Source organism: Marinobacter sp. tcs-11, assembly GCF_002049515.1.
GTDB lineage: Bacteria > Pseudomonadota > Gammaproteobacteria > Pseudomonadales > Oleiphilaceae > Marinobacter > Marinobacter nauticus.
This window is the reverse complement of sequence record NZ_LLYU01000034.1, coordinates 1-15,746: the sequence shown is the minus strand read 5'-3', so window position 1 is coordinate 15,746 and position 15,746 is coordinate 1. Positions and strand designations below refer to the sequence as shown.

Sequence of the window (15,746 nt, the reverse complement as noted above, 5' to 3'; positions counted from 1 at the left end):
CAGTCTACGTGGGCGTAGTGACGGGTCGGAGAATCGTACTCTACGTGAGAGGTCGCGATGGTAATACCACGCGCACGCTCTTCCGGTGCGTTATCGATCTGATCGAAAGCACGGCTCTCGCCAGTGCCCCATACTTCGTGACATACACGAGTCAGGGCGGCTGTCAGAGTGGTCTTACCATGGTCAACGTGACCGATGGTGCCCACGTTTACGTGCGGCTTGTTACGCTCAAACTTTGCTTTGGACACGGTTACACCTCTTCCTGTTTCTTAAGTCCTGGGATCAACCCTTTTTAATGATCGCTTCGGCAATGTTCGAAGGAGCTTCCATATAGCGGGAGAACTCCATCGCATAAGACGCCCGACCCTGTGTTGCAGAACGCAGGTCGGTGGCGTAACCGAACATCTCCGACAACGGAACTTCAGCACGGATGACCTTGCCCGCCGGGCCTTCATCCATACCCTGCACAAGGCCGCGACGACGGTTCAGGTCGCCAACAACGTCACCCATGTAATCTTCAGGGGTAACAACCTCAACCTTCATGATCGGCTCAAGAAGGGCAGGATTTGCTTCGAGGGCGCCTTTCTTCATCGCCATGGAACCAGCGATCTTGAACGCCATTTCGTTGGAGTCGACGTCGTGATAGGAACCATCGTACAGCGTCGCCTTGATACCCAGCAGCGGATAGCCGGCCAGACAGCCGTTCTGCATCTGCTCCTCGATACCCTGCTGAACCGCCGGAATGTATTCCTTGGGAACCACACCACCAACGATCTCGTTCACGAAGATGAAGTTTTCAGCATCTTCATCATCCAGAGGCAGCGGCTCCAACTTCACTTTTACGTGACCGTACTGACCGCGACCACCAGACTGACGAACGAATTTACCTTCAACATCAACCGGCTTACGGATGCACTCACGATAAGCCACCTGAGGCTTACCGATGTTGGCCTCAACCTTGAACTCGCGACGCATACGGTCAACGATGATGTCCAGGTGAAGCTCACCCATACCAGAGATGATGGTCTGACCGGACTCTTCGTCGGTGCGAACACGGAACGAAGGATCTTCCTGGGCCAGCTTGCCCAGCGCCACACCCATCTTCTCCTGGTCAGCCTTGGACTTCGGCTCAACCGCCACAGAGATAACCGGCTCAGGGAACTCCATGCGCTCCAGAACAATCTTGTTGTTCTCGTCACACAGGGTGTCACCGGTGGTCACGTTCTTCAGGCCAATGGCAGCGGCGATGTCGCCCGCCAGAACTTCCTTGATCTCTTCACGGTCGTTGGCGTGCATCTGAACCATACGGCCCACACGCTCTTTCTTGCCTTTAACCGAGTTGAACACGGCATTACCAGATTCCAGCTTACCGGAGTAAACACGGAAGAAGGTCAGCGTGCCCACGAACGGATCGGTGGCGATCTTGAACGCCAGAGCAGCGAACGGCGCATCGTCGTCAACCGGACGAGTCTCTTCTGTACCTTCGTCGTCAACCTCACCGCGGATGGCTTTAACCTCATCCGGAGCCGGCAGGAATTCGATAACGGCATCAAGTACCGCCTGCACACCCTTGTTCTTGAACGCGGAACCACAGGTCGCCAGAACGATTTCGTTGGCGATGGTACGATCGCGCAGACCTTTCTTGATCTCTTCGTAGGTCAGCTCTTCGCCTTCCAGGTACTTGTCCATGTACTCTTCGTTGGCTTCGGCAGCAGCTTCAATCATCTGCTCGCGAGCCTTCTCGGCTTCAGCCTTCATGGATTCCGGAATGTCGCGAAGCTCGTAGGTCATGCCCTGGTCAGCTTCGTTCCAGTAGATAGCCTTCATGCGCAGCAGGTCAACGATGCCTTCGAAATCGTCTTCCGCGCCGATCGGCAGCTGGATGGGCACAGTGGTCGCGCCCAGACGGTTACGGATCTGCTCAACAACGCGCATAAAGTTAGCGCCGGCACGGTCCATCTTGTTGACGAACACCATGCGCGGAACTTCATACTTGTTGGCCTGACGCCATACAGTCTCGGACTGCGGCTCAACACCGGAAGAACCACAGAATACAACGACCGCACCGTCGAGAACCCGCAGAGAACGCTCTACTTCGATAGTGAAGTCAACGTGCCCCGGTGTGTCGATGATGTTGATGCGGTGCTCGGGGTATTGCTTGTCCATACCCTGCCAGAAGGTTGTAACAGCGGCAGACGTGATGGTGATACCACGCTCCTGCTCCTGCTCCATCCAGTCTGTAGTGGAAGCGCCGTCATGGGTTTCACCCATTTTGTGACTACGACCGGTGTAGTAAAGAATACGCTCGGTTGTAGTGGTCTTGCCCGCATCCACGTGCGCACAGATACCAATGTTTCTGTAACGTTTGATAGGAGTCTTGCGTGCCACGATATAAACCTCGGCTTGTTAGAAACGGAAGTGAGAGAATGCTTTGTTGGCTTCTGCCATACGATGCACGTCTTCGCGCTTCTTCACCGCGGCACCTTTGCTGTCTGCCGCGTCAAGAATTTCGCCGGCCAGACGTTGCGCCATGGACTTCTCACCACGCTTCCGTGAGTATTCGACGAGCCAGCGCATAGCCAGCGCGTTCTGACGGGAAGGCCGTACTTCTACAGGCACCTGGTAAGTAGCACCACCCACGCGACGGGATTTTACTTCCACCATCGGTTGGATGTTCTCCAGGGCCTTCTCGAACATTTCGATCGGCTCTTCCTTGGATTTCTCGGCAACAATATCGAGCGCGCCATAAACAATGCGCTCTGCAACAGACTTCTTACCGCTTTCCATCACGTGGTTGATGAACTTGGCAAGACGTGCACTGCCGAATTTCGGATCGGGAATAATTTCCCGCTTAGCTGCAACTCTTCTTCTAGGCATCGATAAGCCCTTATATATCTAAAAGGTCTTCAGGAACCCCTGAGATAGCCATCTGCTACTCAGCCTTACTCTTACCGTTCTGACAAGCAACGATAAAAGACACCCGCTCGGGACATCAGGACTTGGGTCGTTTTGCACCGTACTTGGAGCGGCCCTGCTTACGGTTCTGTACACCCTGGGTGTCCAAAGTACCGCGAACAGTGTGATAGCGCACACCCGGAAGGTCTTTTACTCGACCGCCCCGGATCAGCACAACACTGTGCTCCTGAAGGTTGTGACCTTCACCACCAATGTATGAGGAAACCTCGTAGCCGTTAGTCAGACGAACACGGCACACTTTACGCAGTGCTGAGTTCGGCTTCTTCGGCGTAGTGGTGTATACACGAGTGCACACACCACGGCGCTGAGGGCAAGCCTGGAGCGCGGGAACGTCGCTCTTGGCTACCTTGCGCTTACGAGGCTTACGCACCAACTGATTAATCGTTGCCATGTAAGCAAACTCCAAAAAAACCATACCAATGAAACTTACCCCCAATGCAGGGGGTAAAATTTAAGGGACGCAAGTTTAAGCTTGCGTCCCGAGTCAGTCAAGATGACTGATCTCTTTTTAACCACCCTGGAGGTAGGTATCTACCCCGAGGGTGGCGCGCGCGAACTCAGCTTTCGCGGTTAAGTTCGGCGCTCAGAGCTTCTTCAACATCGGCCGCAGTCACGCCCTGCTCTTCCAGGTCACGCTTGCGACGGCGCTCGTTGTGATAGGCAAGACCTGTACCGGCCGGAATCAGACGCCCTACCACCACGTTTTCCTTCAGACCGCGCAGGTAGTCCCGCTTGCCAGTCACCGCACCCTCGGTCAGAACCCGGGTGGTTTCCTGGAACGAGGCCGCAGAGATGAAGGACTCGGTCGCCAACGATGCCTTGGTGATACCAAGCAGCAGACGCTCGAAGCGTGCAGGCTCTTTGTCTGCCGCATTCGCCTTCTCGTTCTCTTCCATCACCTGGGTAATTTCTACCTGGTCGCCCGACAGCAGAGTGGTATCACCCGGATCGGTGATTTCCACCTTGCGCAGCATCTGGCGAACGATAACCTCGATATGTTTATCGTTGATGACAACGCCCTGCAGACGGTACACGTCCTGGATTTCGTTGGTGATGTACTTGGCCAGCTCGACCACACCCAGCAGACGCAGGATGTCGTGCGGGTTGGACGGACCATCCGAGATCACCTCACCCTTTTCAACGGTTTCACCTTCGAACACGTTGAGCTGGCGATGCTTCGGAATCAGAACCTCATAGGCATCGTCATCCTTCGGCGTGATCACCAGGCGCTTCTTGCCTTTGGTCTCTTTACCGAAGGAAACCACCCCGCTGATCTCCGCGAGGATCGCGGACTCTTTCGGACGACGGGCCTCGAACAGGTCGGCAACCCGAGGCAGACCACCGGTGATGTCCCGGGTCTTCGAGCTTTCCTGCGGAATACGGGCGACCACATCACCCAGCTCGATCTTGGCACCATTCGCCATGGTTACCAGAGCGTTGGCCGGCAGGAAGAAGATCGCGGTACCGCCCCCGGGCAGCTCCACTTCCTCTCCCGAGTCGTCGACCAACTGAATGGCCGGACGAATGTCCTTACCCGCAGCCGGACGCTCTTTCGGGTCAATCACTTCCATCGTGGACAGACCGGTCAGCTCGTCAGCCTGGGTACGGACAGTAATGCCCTCTTCCATGTTGACGAACTTGGCGGTACCCTTCGCTTCCGCGATGATCGGGTGCGTGTGCGGATCCCACTTGGCAACCACAACACCAGCTTCTACCTGATCACCGTTCTTCACAGACAGCACGGCACCGTACGGCAGTTTGTACCACTCGCGCTCACGCCCCTGCTCATCGGCAATGGCCAGCGCGGAGGAACGGGATACCACCACCAGCGAACCGTCGGTTTTCTCGATCGACTTCAGGTTGTGCAGGCGTACCGTACCACCATGCTTCACCTGGATATTGTCTACCGCAGACGCCCGGCTCGCGGCACCACCAATGTGGAAGGTACGCATGGTCAGCTGGGTACCAGGCTCACCGATGGACTGGGCAGCGATAACACCTACCGCTTCGCCCACGTTCACCTGGTGGCCACGGGCCAGATCACGGCCGTAACACTTGGAACAGATGCCGTGACGGGTCTCACAGGTAATCGCAGAGCGTACCCAGATTTCGTCTACACCCGCGCGCTCAACCATTTCGACGGTCTTTTCGTCGAGCAGTGTGCCCGCAGGAACAACGGCGTTGTCCTTGTCAGTCGGCGTGAACACATCGCGAGCCGTCACACGACCCAGAACCCGGTCGCCCAGCGGCACAACCACGTCGCCGCCTTCGATGTGCGGCGTCATCAGCAGACCTTCATCGGTACCACAGTCTTCCTCGGTCACCACCAGATCCTGAGACACGTCAACCAGACGGCGGGTCAGGTAACCGGAGTTCGCGGTCTTCAGTGCAGTATCCGCCAGACCTTTACGAGCACCGTGAGTCGAGATGAAGTACTGGAGTACGTTCAGACCTTCACGGAAGTTAGCCGTAATCGGCGTTTCGATGATGGAACCATCCGGCTTGGCCATCAGACCACGCATACCGGACAGCTGACGGATCTGGGCGGCGGAACCCCGCGCACCGGAATCGGCCATCATGTAGACGGAGTTGAAGGACTCCTGCATCAGGTCTTCACCGTCTTCGCCCTTCACTGGCTGGCCATCAGGGCCAATAACCTGCTCTTTGGACAGACGCTCCATCATTGCCTTGGACACTTTGTCGTTGGCACGGGACCAGATGTCGATCACCTTGTTGTACTTCTCACCCTGGGTCAGAAGACCGGATGCGTACTGGTTTTCGATGTCCTTTACTTCGTCGGAGGCTGCATCCACCAGCTCGTACTTCTCCGGCGGAATCTCGAAATCGTTAAAGCCGATCGAGATACCGGAACGGGTTGCGTAGTGGTAACCCATGTACATCAACTGGTCAGCGAAGATGACCGTGTCTTTCAGACCAGCATCCCGGTAACAGGTGTTGATCAGGTTGGAAATCGCCTTCTTCACCATCGGCTTGTTGACGATCTCGAACGGCAGGCCGTCCGGCACGATATCGTAAAGCAGAGCGCGACCAACGGTGGTATCGACAATGCGGAAGCTCTCGGTACGGTTACCGTCTTCGTCAACCGCAACTTCCTTGACCCGAACCTTAACCTTCGCCTGCAGGTCAACCTGACCGGCACCGTAAGCGCGATGGGCTTCCTTGACGTCAGCAAAGACCATACCTTCACCCAGAGCGGCGTGACGCTCACGGGTCATGTAGTACAGCCCCAGTACCACGTCCTGAGACGGTACGATAATGGGCTCGCCGTTGGCGGGCGACAACACGTTGTTGGTAGACATCATCAACGCGCGGGCTTCGAGCTGGGCTTCCAGAGTCAGCGGTACGTGTACCGCCATCTGGTCACCATCGAAGTCAGCGTTGTAGGCCGCACACACCAGCGGGTGCAGCTGAATGGCCTTACCTTCGATCAGAACCGGCTCGAACGCCTGGATACCCAGACGGTGCAGGGTCGGCGCACGGTTCAGCAGGATCGGATGCTCACGGATGACCTCATCCAGGATATCCCAGACCACGCCTTCCTCACGCTCGACCATCTTCTTGGCGGCCTTGATCGTGGTCGCCAGTCCGCGGTGCTCAAGCTTTGAGAAAATGAACGGTTTGAACAGCTCCAGAGCCATTTTCTTCGGCAGACCGCACTGATGCAGGCGCAGGTACGGACCTACCACGATCACCGAACGGCCGGAGTAGTCAACACGCTTACCCAGCAGGTTCTGACGGAAACGACCCTGCTTACCCTTGATCATGTCAGCCAGGGACTTCAGCGGGCGCTTGTTGGTGCCGGTGATGGCACGGCCACGACGGCCATTGTCCAGCAGGGCATCCACAGCTTCCTGCAACATCCGCTTCTCGTTACGCACGATGATGTCCGGAGCATTCAGCTCCAAAAGGCGCTTGAGACGGTTGTTCCGGTTGATCACCCGACGGTACAGGTCGTTCAGGTCGGAAGTGGCAAAACGGCCACCATCCAGCGGAACCAGGGGGCGCAGGTCCGGCGGAAGAACCGGCAGCACGGTCATGACCATGTCGCCTGGCTTGTTACCGGAATACAGGAACGCTTCCAGAATTTTCAGGCGCTTGCTGAATTTCTTGATCTTGGTTTCGGAGTTGGTCTGCGGAATTTCTTCGCGCAGCGCGTCAACTTCTGCCTGCAGATCGATGTCTTCCAGCAATTGCTTGACGGCTTCCGCACCCATGCGGGCGTCGAACTCGTCACCAAACTCTTCCAGGGCTTCGTAATACTGCTCATCGTTCAGCAGCTGGCCCTTCTCCAGAGTGGTCATGCCCGGATCGATAACAATAAAGCTCTCGAAGTACAGAACCCGCTCGATGTCACGCAGGGTCATGTCCAGCATCAGACCGATGCGGGACGGCAGCGACTTCAGGAACCAGATATGGGCGACCGGGCTGGCCAGCTCAATATGGCCCATGCGCTCACGACGAACGCTCGCCAGGGCAACCTCGACACCACACTTTTCACAAATGACACCGCGGTGCTTGAGGCGCTTGTATTTTCCGCACAGACACTCGTAGTCCTTGATCGGGCCGAAGATCTTGGCACAGAAAAGACCGTCACGCTCCGGCTTGAAGGTACGGTAGTTAATGGTCTCAGGCTTTTTTACTTCGCCAAAAGACCAGGAACGAATCATGTCAGGCGACGCCAGGCCAATGCGGATGGCGTCGAATTCCTTGCTCTGATTCTGGCTCTTGAGAAGATTCAGCAAATCTTTCATCAGTTAAAGCTCCGGATGGCGTTAATCTCGGGCGGGCACACGGAGTGCCCGCTCACGCTGCCAAAAACAATTCGGCTCACTCGGATTCCAGCTCGATGTCGATACCCAACGAGCGGATTTCCTTGACAAGAACGTTGAAGGATTCAGGCATGCCCGGCTCCATACGATGATCGCCATCGACAATGTTCTTGTACATCTTGGTCCGACCGTTTACGTCGTCAGACTTGACGGTGAGCATTTCCTGCAGGGTATAGGCGGCACCGTATGCCTCCAGAGCCCAGACTTCCATCTCACCGAAGCGCTGACCACCGAACTGAGCCTTACCACCCAGCGGCTGCTGGGTAACCAGGCTGTAAGAGCCGGTAGAACGAGCGTGCATCTTGTCGTCGATCAGGTGGTTCAGCTTGAGAATGTACATATAGCCAACAGTTACCGGACGATCAAACGCATCGCCGGTACGGCCGTCATAGAGCTTGGTCTGACCAGTAGTATCCAGGCCAGCCAACTCAAGCATTCTCTTCACCTCGGCTTCCTTGGCACCATCGAAGACCGGTGTTGCCATGGGAACGCCACCACGCAGGTTGTTGCACAGCTCGAAAATCTCTTTGTCAGTCAGACTGTCAAGGTCAACCTTGAACACTTCGTCCGAATGATTGTAGATCTCGTCCAGCAACTTGCGAAGCTCAGCCACCTTGCGCTGCTCATCAAGCATGCGGCTGATCCGCTCACCCAGGCCTTTAGCCGCAGCACCCAGATGAGTTTCAAGCACCTGACCAACGTTCATCCGCGACGGTACACCGAGCGGGTTCAGAACGATATCGACGGTATTGCCAAACTCGTCGTAGGGCATGTCTTCAATCGGCATAACCGCAGAGATAACACCCTTGTTACCATGACGGCCAGCCATCTTGTCGCCCGGCTGAATACGACGTTTGATTGCCAGGTAAACCTTAACAATCTTGAGTACGCCAGGAGCCAGATCGTCGCCCTGCTGAAGCTTGCCCTTCTTGTCGTCAAAGCGAGCTTCGTGCTCTTTCTTGCGATCCTCGAGGCCCTGCTCGGATTTCTCCAGCAACTCGTTCAAAGCTTCGTCTTTCATGCGCAGCTTGAACCAGTCGGCTCGCGGCAGTTCCGCCAGGTAGGCTTCTTCCAGCTTCGCACCCTTTTTCAGGCCAGGACCACTGATCACTTCCTGACCTTTCAGAGCGGCCATCAGACGCTCGAACGTCGCACCTTCAACAATGCGGTACTCGTCTTTCAGGTCCTTACGGTACTTGTCCAGCTGCTCTTTCTCGATCGAAAGCGCTCGGGCATCTTTCTCGATACCGTCACGGGTGAAGACCTGAACGTCAATGACCGTACCACGGGTACCGGTCGGCACACGCTGAGATGTGTCCTTAACGTCAGACGCTTTTTCACCAAAGATGGCACGCAGAAGCTTCTCTTCCGGGGTCAGCTGGGTTTCGCCTTTCGGCGTTACCTTACCAACCAGAATGTCGCCGGGGCCCACTTCAGCGCCGATGTAGACAATGCCAGACTCATCCAGCTTGGACAGTGCGCTTTCACCCACGTTCGGAATATCTGCGGTGATTTCTTCGCTGCCCAGCTTGGTATCACGAGCCACACAGGTCAGTTCCTGAATGTGGATGGTGGTCAGACGGTCTTCCTGAACCACTTTCTCGGAGATGAGAATGGAGTCCTCAAAGTTGTAACCGTTCCAGGGCATGAACGCGATGCGCATGTTCTGACCCAGAGCCAGCTCACCCAGATCCACAGAAGGACCATCCGCCAACACATCGCCACGGGCAATCACGTCACCCTGACGCACGATAGAACGCTGGTTGATACAGGTGTTCTGGTTGGAGCGGGTGTACTTGGTGAGGTTATAGATATCCACACCTGCATCACCGGCTTCGGTTTCTTCGTTGTTGACGCGAACCACGATACGTGCCGCATCCACGCTTTCGATCACGCCACCGCGACGCGCAGTAACACACACGCCAGAGTCCTGAGCCACCGTGCGCTCAACACCGGTACCCACCAAAGGCACCTGCGACTTCAGGGTCGGCACCGCCTGACGCTGCATGTTCGCACCCATCAGGGCCCGGTTGGCATCGTCGTGCTCCAGGAACGGGATCAGAGACGCCGCGACCGATACAACCTGGCGCGGAGATACGTCCATGAAGTTAACCGCTTCCGGAGGCGCTACGGTAAATTCGTTCTGGTGACGCACCGTAACCAGCTCATCAGTCAGACGCTTGCCTTCATCGGTAGCGGCGCTGGCCTGGGCGATCACGTAGTTGCTCTCTTCAATCGCTGAGAGGTAAACCACCTCGTCGGTCACCACACCATCGACCACCTTCCGGTACGGACTCTCAAGGAAGCCGTAGGAGTTGGACCGGGCGTAGGTTGCCAGCGAGTTGATCAGACCGATGTTCGGGCCTTCCGGAGTTTCGATCGGGCACACGCGGCCGTAGTGGGTCGGATGTACGTCACGGACTTCGAAGCCAGCGCGTTCACGGGTCAGACCACCTGGGCCCAACGCGGAAATACGACGCTTGTGGGTAACCTCGGACAACGGGTTGTTCTGATCCATGAACTGGGACAGCTGACTGGAGCCAAAGAACTCTTTCACAGCGGCCGCAACCGGCTTGGCGTTGATCAGGTCCTGCGGCATCAGGCCTTCGCTTTCGGCGAGACTCAGACGCTCACGAACCGCACGCTCAACACGCACCAGACCAACACGGAACTGGTTTTCGGCCATTTCACCCACGCAACGCACACGACGGTTGCCCAGGTTATCAATGTCATCCACCTGGCCCTGGCCGTTACGAATGGCAATCAGAGTCTTCAGTACGTCGATGATATCGTCGTGCGTCAGCGTGCCTTCGCCGGTGCTTTCTTCCCGGCCCAGGCGACGATTCAACTTCATCCGGCCAACGGCGGACAGATCGTAACGCTCTTCGGAGAAGAACAGGTTGTTAAACAGATTCTCCGCAGATTCCTTGGTAGGCGGCTCGCCCGGGCGCATCATGCGGTAGATTTCCACCAACGCTTCGAGCGGGGTGCGGGTCGGGTCGATACGCAGGGTATCCGACATGAACGGACCGCAATCCAGGTCGTTGGTGTACAGGGTTTCAATGTCTTTAACACCGGCATCAAGGATCTTGGTAACCACTTCCTCGGTGAGTTCGGTGTTGCATTCTACCAGCACTTCGCCGGTAGACTGATCGATCATGTCCTTGGCCAGGACACGACCGTAGAGATACTCGGTCGGTACTTCCAGCTCGGTGATACCGGCTTTTTCCAGCTGCTTGATGTGACGGGCAGTTATCCGGCGGCCTTCTTCAACAATCACGTTGCCGTCATTGTCTTTGATGTCGAAGGTTGCGATATCGCCCCGCAGACGGCTTGGTACCAGCTCCAGCTTGCACACTTCCGCGCCCAGGCTGAACTTACTGGTTTCAAAGAACATCTCGAGCATTTGCTCGGAGGTATAGCCCAGACCACGCAACAGAATGGAGGCGGGCAGCTTACGACGGCGGTCGATACGAACGAACACGGCGTCCTTCGGATCGAACTCGAAGTCCAGCCAGGACCCACGGTAAGGAATCACCCGGGCTGAGTACAACAGCTTGCCGGAGGAATGGGTCTTACCCTTGTCGTGATCGAAGAACACACCAGGTGAACGGTGGAGCTGGGAAACAATAACGCGCTCGGTACCGTTAACAACAAAGGTACCGTTCTCGGTCATCAGGGGCATTTCGCCCATGTAGACTTCTTGCTCTTTGATGTCCTTGATCGCCTTGTTGGACGATTCCTTATCATAAATGATCAGGCGGACCTTCACCCGTAGCGGCGCGGCGTAAGTTACGCCCCTGAGCTGACATTCCTTGACGTCAAAGACTGGCTCGCCGATTCGGTAGCTCACATACTCGAGCGCGGCGTTGCCAGAATAACTGACGATCGGGAATACGGATTTGAATGCTGCATGAAGACCAGTTTCCCGGCGGTCTTCAGGCGCAGTTTCCATTTGGAGGTAGTCCCGGAACGAATCCAGCTGAATAGACAGCAAATAGGGGACTTCCATCACGGAAGGCAATTTACTAAAGTCTTTGCGAATCCGCTTTTTCTCAGTGTAGGAGTAAGTCATCTGCATTCCCCAGCTTTAGACCTGATACCTGGTATCAAGAAGCAATCAAATGTTCTGCTTCGGGGCCGAGTTGCTCGGCTTATCGCGCCGTCTTGAACAAGACTCTGGCTGTAGGTTATAGATCTGACATCAACCTGCAATTGCACACCAGACTCTATAGCATATACAACAGAAAAAGGCCGGTGGCACGAAGCCACCAGCCCGTCCATGCTTAACGCACGGTGTCGATCAACAGCCGACTCTTACTTGAGCTCAACAGAAGCGCCTGCTTCCTCAAGCTTCTTCTTGGCTTCTTCAGCCTCGTCCTTGCTTGCGCCTTCCTTAACAGTAGAAGGTGCGCCGTCAACCATTTCCTTGGCTTCTTTCAGACCCAGGCCAGTCAGTTCACGAACGGCCTTGATAACGTTTACTTTCTTCTCGCCAGCGCCGGTCAGAACTACGTCGAACTCGGTCTTCTCTTCGGCGGCTTCGCCAGCAGCGGCAGCAGCCGGAGCGGCAGCAACAGCGGCAGCAGCAGAAACGTTAAACTTCTCTTCCATTGCTTCTACGAGCTCAACAACTTCCATTACGCTCATTTCAGCAATTGCATTCAAAATATCGTCTTTAGACAGAGCCATGACTTTCTCCCAAAAATGTAAAAAATGGTGTTCAACAGAATCAAGCAGCGTCTTGCTTCTGGTCCCGGACTGCAGCTACAACACGTGTGATCCTGCCCGGAATATCGTTCAGGGTACGTGCAAGCTTGGTAACTGGTGCCTGTGTAACAATGGCCAGCTTGGTCAACGCTTCGTGCAGCGTCGGCAGCGTAGCCAGGCGATCAATCTGTTCTGCACCCATCAGCTCACCGCCGACAGCCAGACCCTTGATTTCGAACGCCTCTTTCTCTTTGGCAAAATCCTTCAGCAGGCGCGCAGCGGCACCCGGATCTTCCATTGAGAAAGCCAGAATGGTCGGACCAACCAGCGCCGGATCAATGCACTCGAACTCGGTACCACGAATCGCGATCTTTGCCAGGTTGTTACGAACAACCTTCAGACGCACGTTTTCGGCACGAGCCTTGGCACGCAGCGCCGTCATGTCACCGGAGGTGACACCACGGTAGTCAGCCAAAACCACAGACAGAGCAGTACCAGCAGTCTCGTTGACTTCAGCGACGATCGCTTTCTTGTCTTCGAGTCTAATTGCCACTGGTTTTCTCCTCGATTTCGCCGGCTTATGCCAGCAAACCCATCTATGTCCCTCGCGGGACGCCTAACGGTGTTTGGGTTCAGAGAGAACGTCGTCACACCGTCTGCGCAGGCGTTGCTTTAACCCTTGAGGCGCCCTTCAAGAGGGCGCTGCGGGGGCCTGCGGTCTTTGACAGCCTTGGCTTCCGCCCAGACTACAAAGTAACTACCGCTCAGAGCCTCAGATGCTCAGAGTACCCTGATCGATAGTCAGGCCAGGACCCATCGTGGAAGAGATGGTGATCTTCTTCAGATACACACCCTTCGACGATGCAGGCTTGGCCTTTTTCAGATCTGCCACCAGAGCTTCAAGGTTTTCCTTGATGTTCTGCGCAGAGAATTCAACGTTACCCAGCGGAGCGTGGATAATGCCGTTTTTATCAGTACGGTAGCGAACCTGGCCGGCTTTGGCGTTCTTGACCGCAGTCTCAACGTCTGCAGTTACAGTACCAACCTTCGGGTTCGGCATCAGGCCGCGCGGACCAAGGATCTGGCCCAGCTGACCAACCACACGCATGGCATCCGGAGTGGCAATAACCACGTCGAAGTCCATATTGCCTTTTTTCACTTCGTCAGCCAGATCATCCATACCTACCACGTCTGCCCCGGCAGCAGTGGCTTTCTCGGCATTGGCACCCTGAGTGAACACAGCTACACGAACAGTCTTGCCAGTACCGTGCGGCAGAACAGTGCTGCTACGTACGACCTGGTCAGATTTACGCGCATCAACACCAAGGTTAACGGCCACGTCTACAGACTCTTTGAACTTGACGTTCTGGCCCAGCTCGGCCAACAGTGCTACCGCCTCATCAACGGTGTAGGCACGGGTAGAGTCTACTTTTTCACGAATCAGCTTCTGACGCTTGCTCAGCTTTGCCATCTTACAGACCCTCCACGTTCAGGCCCATGCTGCGGGCAGTTCCGGCAATGGTACGAACCGCTGCTTCCATGTCGGCAGCAGTCAGATCCGGCTCTTTGGTCTTGGCAATTTCTTCCAGCTGAGCACGGGTTACCGTACCCACTTTGTCCGTGTTCGGACGACCGGAACCGCTCTTGATGCCAGCCGCTTTTTTCAGCAGCACCGGCGCCGGCGGGGTCTTGGTAATAAAGGTAAAGCTGCGATCACTGTATACAGTGATGACAGTCGGAATCGGCAAGCCCGGCTCCATGCCTTGAGTCTTGGCATTGAAGGCCTTACAGAATTCCATGATGTTTACGCCGCGCTGACCCAGGGCCGGACCAACGGGGGGACTCGGGTTGGCCTGACCGGCAGCAACCTGAAGCTTGATATAGGCTTCAATTTTCTTTGCCATGATAGTTCTCCTGTGGGTTCTGACGCCTTTCGGCTCCCCGTTTATATAACTGCCTTCAGCAGACACAAAAAGCCCGCGTCGCCGTGGCGCGCGAGCTCTCAGGTTTTCAGGCTACGCTCAGTCTTTCTCGACCTGACCAAACTCCAGCTCTACCGGAGTTGAACGGCCAAAGATCAGGACCGCAACCTTAACTCGACTCTTCTCGTAGTCGACTTCCTCAACAACGCCATTGAAGTCTGCAAACGGACCTTCAACAACGCGCACAATCTCACCCGGCTCGAACAAGGTCTTCGGCTTGGGCTTGTCAGCACCGCTTTCTACACGACGCAGGATTGCCTCAGCCTCGCGCTCGGTAATGGGTGCCGGCTTGTCCTTGGTACCACCAATGAAGCCGAGTACCCGAGGAGTATTCTTGACAAGATGCCATGAGGCATCATCCATTTCCATCTGGACCAATACGTACCCGGGATAGAACTTGCGCTCGCTCTTGCGCTTCTTGCCATCGCGCATTTCGACGACTTCCTCGGTCGGAACCAGGATCTCGCCAAACTTGTCTTCCATGCCTTCGAGCGCCACACGCTCCTTCAGAGTGCGCATTACGTGCTTTTCAAAGCCAGAATACGCATGAACGACGTACCAGCGTTTAGCCATTGCCCACTCCCGTTAGCCGATGAAGCCGGCGACCAGCCAGCTGATCAGCGAATCCATACCCCACAAGATCAGAGCCACAACCAGAACAAACACCACAACAATAATCGTGGTCTGAACCAGCTCAGGCCTGGTGGGCCAAACGACTTTCCGGATCTCTACGCGTGCTTCCTTCAACAGGGTGGCAAAACGACGGCCACGCTCGGTCTGCAGCGCAACAAATGCAGCAACAAGACCCAGCCCAACAAGAGCCAGAACCCGATACAGCACAGACTCGGCACTAAAATACTGATTACCAACCACACCAACGGCAATCAGAACAAAAACAACCAGCCATTTCAGAGCATCGAAACGGCTGGTCGACTGAACGGCTTTTGACTCCATAGGAATCAGCTTATGTATCCGGATGTTGAAAAATGGCAGGCCAGGAGGGAATCGAACCCCCAACCTGCGGTTTTGGAGACCGCTGCTCTGCCAATTGAGCTACTGGCCTGCACCGAAACAACTCAGCGCAACAACAAACGAGTAACCCGAAGGTTACTCGATGATCTTGGCGACCACGCCGGCACCAACGGTACGACCACCTTCGCGAATCGCGAAGCGCAGGCCATCTTCCATGGCGATCGGAGCGATCAGGGTGACGGTCATTTTCACGTTG

Annotated in this window: 13 protein-coding genes and 1 tRNA gene; all 14 read right to left on the bottom strand. The window is 55.7% G+C overall.

Annotated elements, in window-relative coordinates:
- The coding region (locus tag ARC85_RS19120; RefSeq protein WP_286715888.1) for a GTP-binding protein at nucleotides 1-248 on the bottom strand (248 nt) is incomplete at its 3' end.
- 34 nt (nucleotides 249-282) lie between these two features.
- The gene (gene fusA, locus ARC85_RS19115) at nucleotides 283-2,388 is read right to left on the bottom strand and encodes an elongation factor G (protein ID WP_014420485.1); all 2,106 of its coding nucleotides are present in this window, start codon (nucleotides 2,386-2,388) and stop codon (nucleotides 283-285) included.
- Between the two features lie 18 nt (nucleotides 2,389-2,406).
- On the bottom strand, nucleotides 2,407-2,877 hold the full coding sequence (gene rpsG / locus ARC85_RS19110) for a 30S ribosomal protein S7 (protein ID WP_011784243.1): 471 nt from the start codon (nucleotides 2,875-2,877) through the stop codon (nucleotides 2,407-2,409).
- 115 nt (nucleotides 2,878-2,992) lie between these two features.
- Complete coding sequence (gene rpsL / locus ARC85_RS19105) at nucleotides 2,993-3,367, bottom strand: 30S ribosomal protein S12 (protein WP_008174844.1); 375 nt, start codon at nucleotides 3,365-3,367, stop codon at nucleotides 2,993-2,995.
- Nucleotides 3,368-3,533: 166 nt separating this feature from the next.
- Nucleotides 3,534-7,748 carry a DNA-directed RNA polymerase subunit beta' gene (rpoC, locus tag ARC85_RS19100; RefSeq protein WP_011784242.1) on the bottom strand — a complete coding sequence of 1,405 codons (4,215 nt, stop codon included), beginning with the start codon at nucleotides 7,746-7,748 and terminating at the stop codon, nucleotides 3,534-3,536.
- A gap of 76 nt (nucleotides 7,749-7,824) precedes the next feature.
- A complete protein-coding gene (gene rpoB / locus ARC85_RS19095) occupies nucleotides 7,825-11,901 on the bottom strand; it encodes a DNA-directed RNA polymerase subunit beta (protein WP_011784241.1) in 4,077 nt (1,358 codons plus the stop codon).
- Nucleotides 11,902-12,143: 242 nt separating this feature from the next.
- Nucleotides 12,144-12,518 (bottom strand): 50S ribosomal protein L7/L12, encoded by a 375-nt coding sequence (gene rplL, locus ARC85_RS19090; RefSeq protein ID WP_011784240.1) that lies wholly within the window; start codon nucleotides 12,516-12,518, stop codon nucleotides 12,144-12,146.
- A 40-nt stretch (nucleotides 12,519-12,558) separates the two neighbouring features.
- Nucleotides 12,559-13,089, bottom strand: coding sequence for a 50S ribosomal protein L10 (gene rplJ, locus ARC85_RS19085; protein ID WP_014420483.1), 531 nt, complete (start codon nucleotides 13,087-13,089; stop codon nucleotides 12,559-12,561).
- 219 nt (nucleotides 13,090-13,308) lie between these two features.
- The gene (rplA, locus tag ARC85_RS19080; RefSeq protein WP_014420482.1) at nucleotides 13,309-14,007 is read right to left on the bottom strand and encodes a 50S ribosomal protein L1; all 699 of its coding nucleotides are present in this window, start codon (nucleotides 14,005-14,007) and stop codon (nucleotides 13,309-13,311) included.
- Between the two features lies 1 nt (nucleotide 14,008).
- On the bottom strand, nucleotides 14,009-14,440 hold the full coding sequence (gene rplK / locus ARC85_RS19075; RefSeq protein WP_011784237.1) for a 50S ribosomal protein L11: 432 nt from the start codon (nucleotides 14,438-14,440) through the stop codon (nucleotides 14,009-14,011).
- A gap of 117 nt (nucleotides 14,441-14,557) precedes the next feature.
- On the bottom strand, nucleotides 14,558-15,091 hold the full coding sequence (gene nusG / locus ARC85_RS19070; protein WP_011784236.1) for a transcription termination/antitermination protein NusG: 534 nt from the start codon (nucleotides 15,089-15,091) through the stop codon (nucleotides 14,558-14,560).
- A gap of 12 nt (nucleotides 15,092-15,103) precedes the next feature.
- The gene (gene secE, locus ARC85_RS19065; RefSeq protein ID WP_011784235.1) at nucleotides 15,104-15,472 is read right to left on the bottom strand and encodes a preprotein translocase subunit SecE; all 369 of its coding nucleotides are present in this window, start codon (nucleotides 15,470-15,472) and stop codon (nucleotides 15,104-15,106) included.
- Nucleotides 15,473-15,505: 33 nt separating this feature from the next.
- A tRNA-Trp gene (locus ARC85_RS19060) sits at nucleotides 15,506-15,581 on the bottom strand.
- 44 nt (nucleotides 15,582-15,625) lie between these two features.
- The coding region (locus tag ARC85_RS19055) for an EF-Tu C-terminal domain-related protein (RefSeq protein WP_502688017.1) at nucleotides 15,626-15,746 on the bottom strand (121 nt) is incomplete at its 5' end.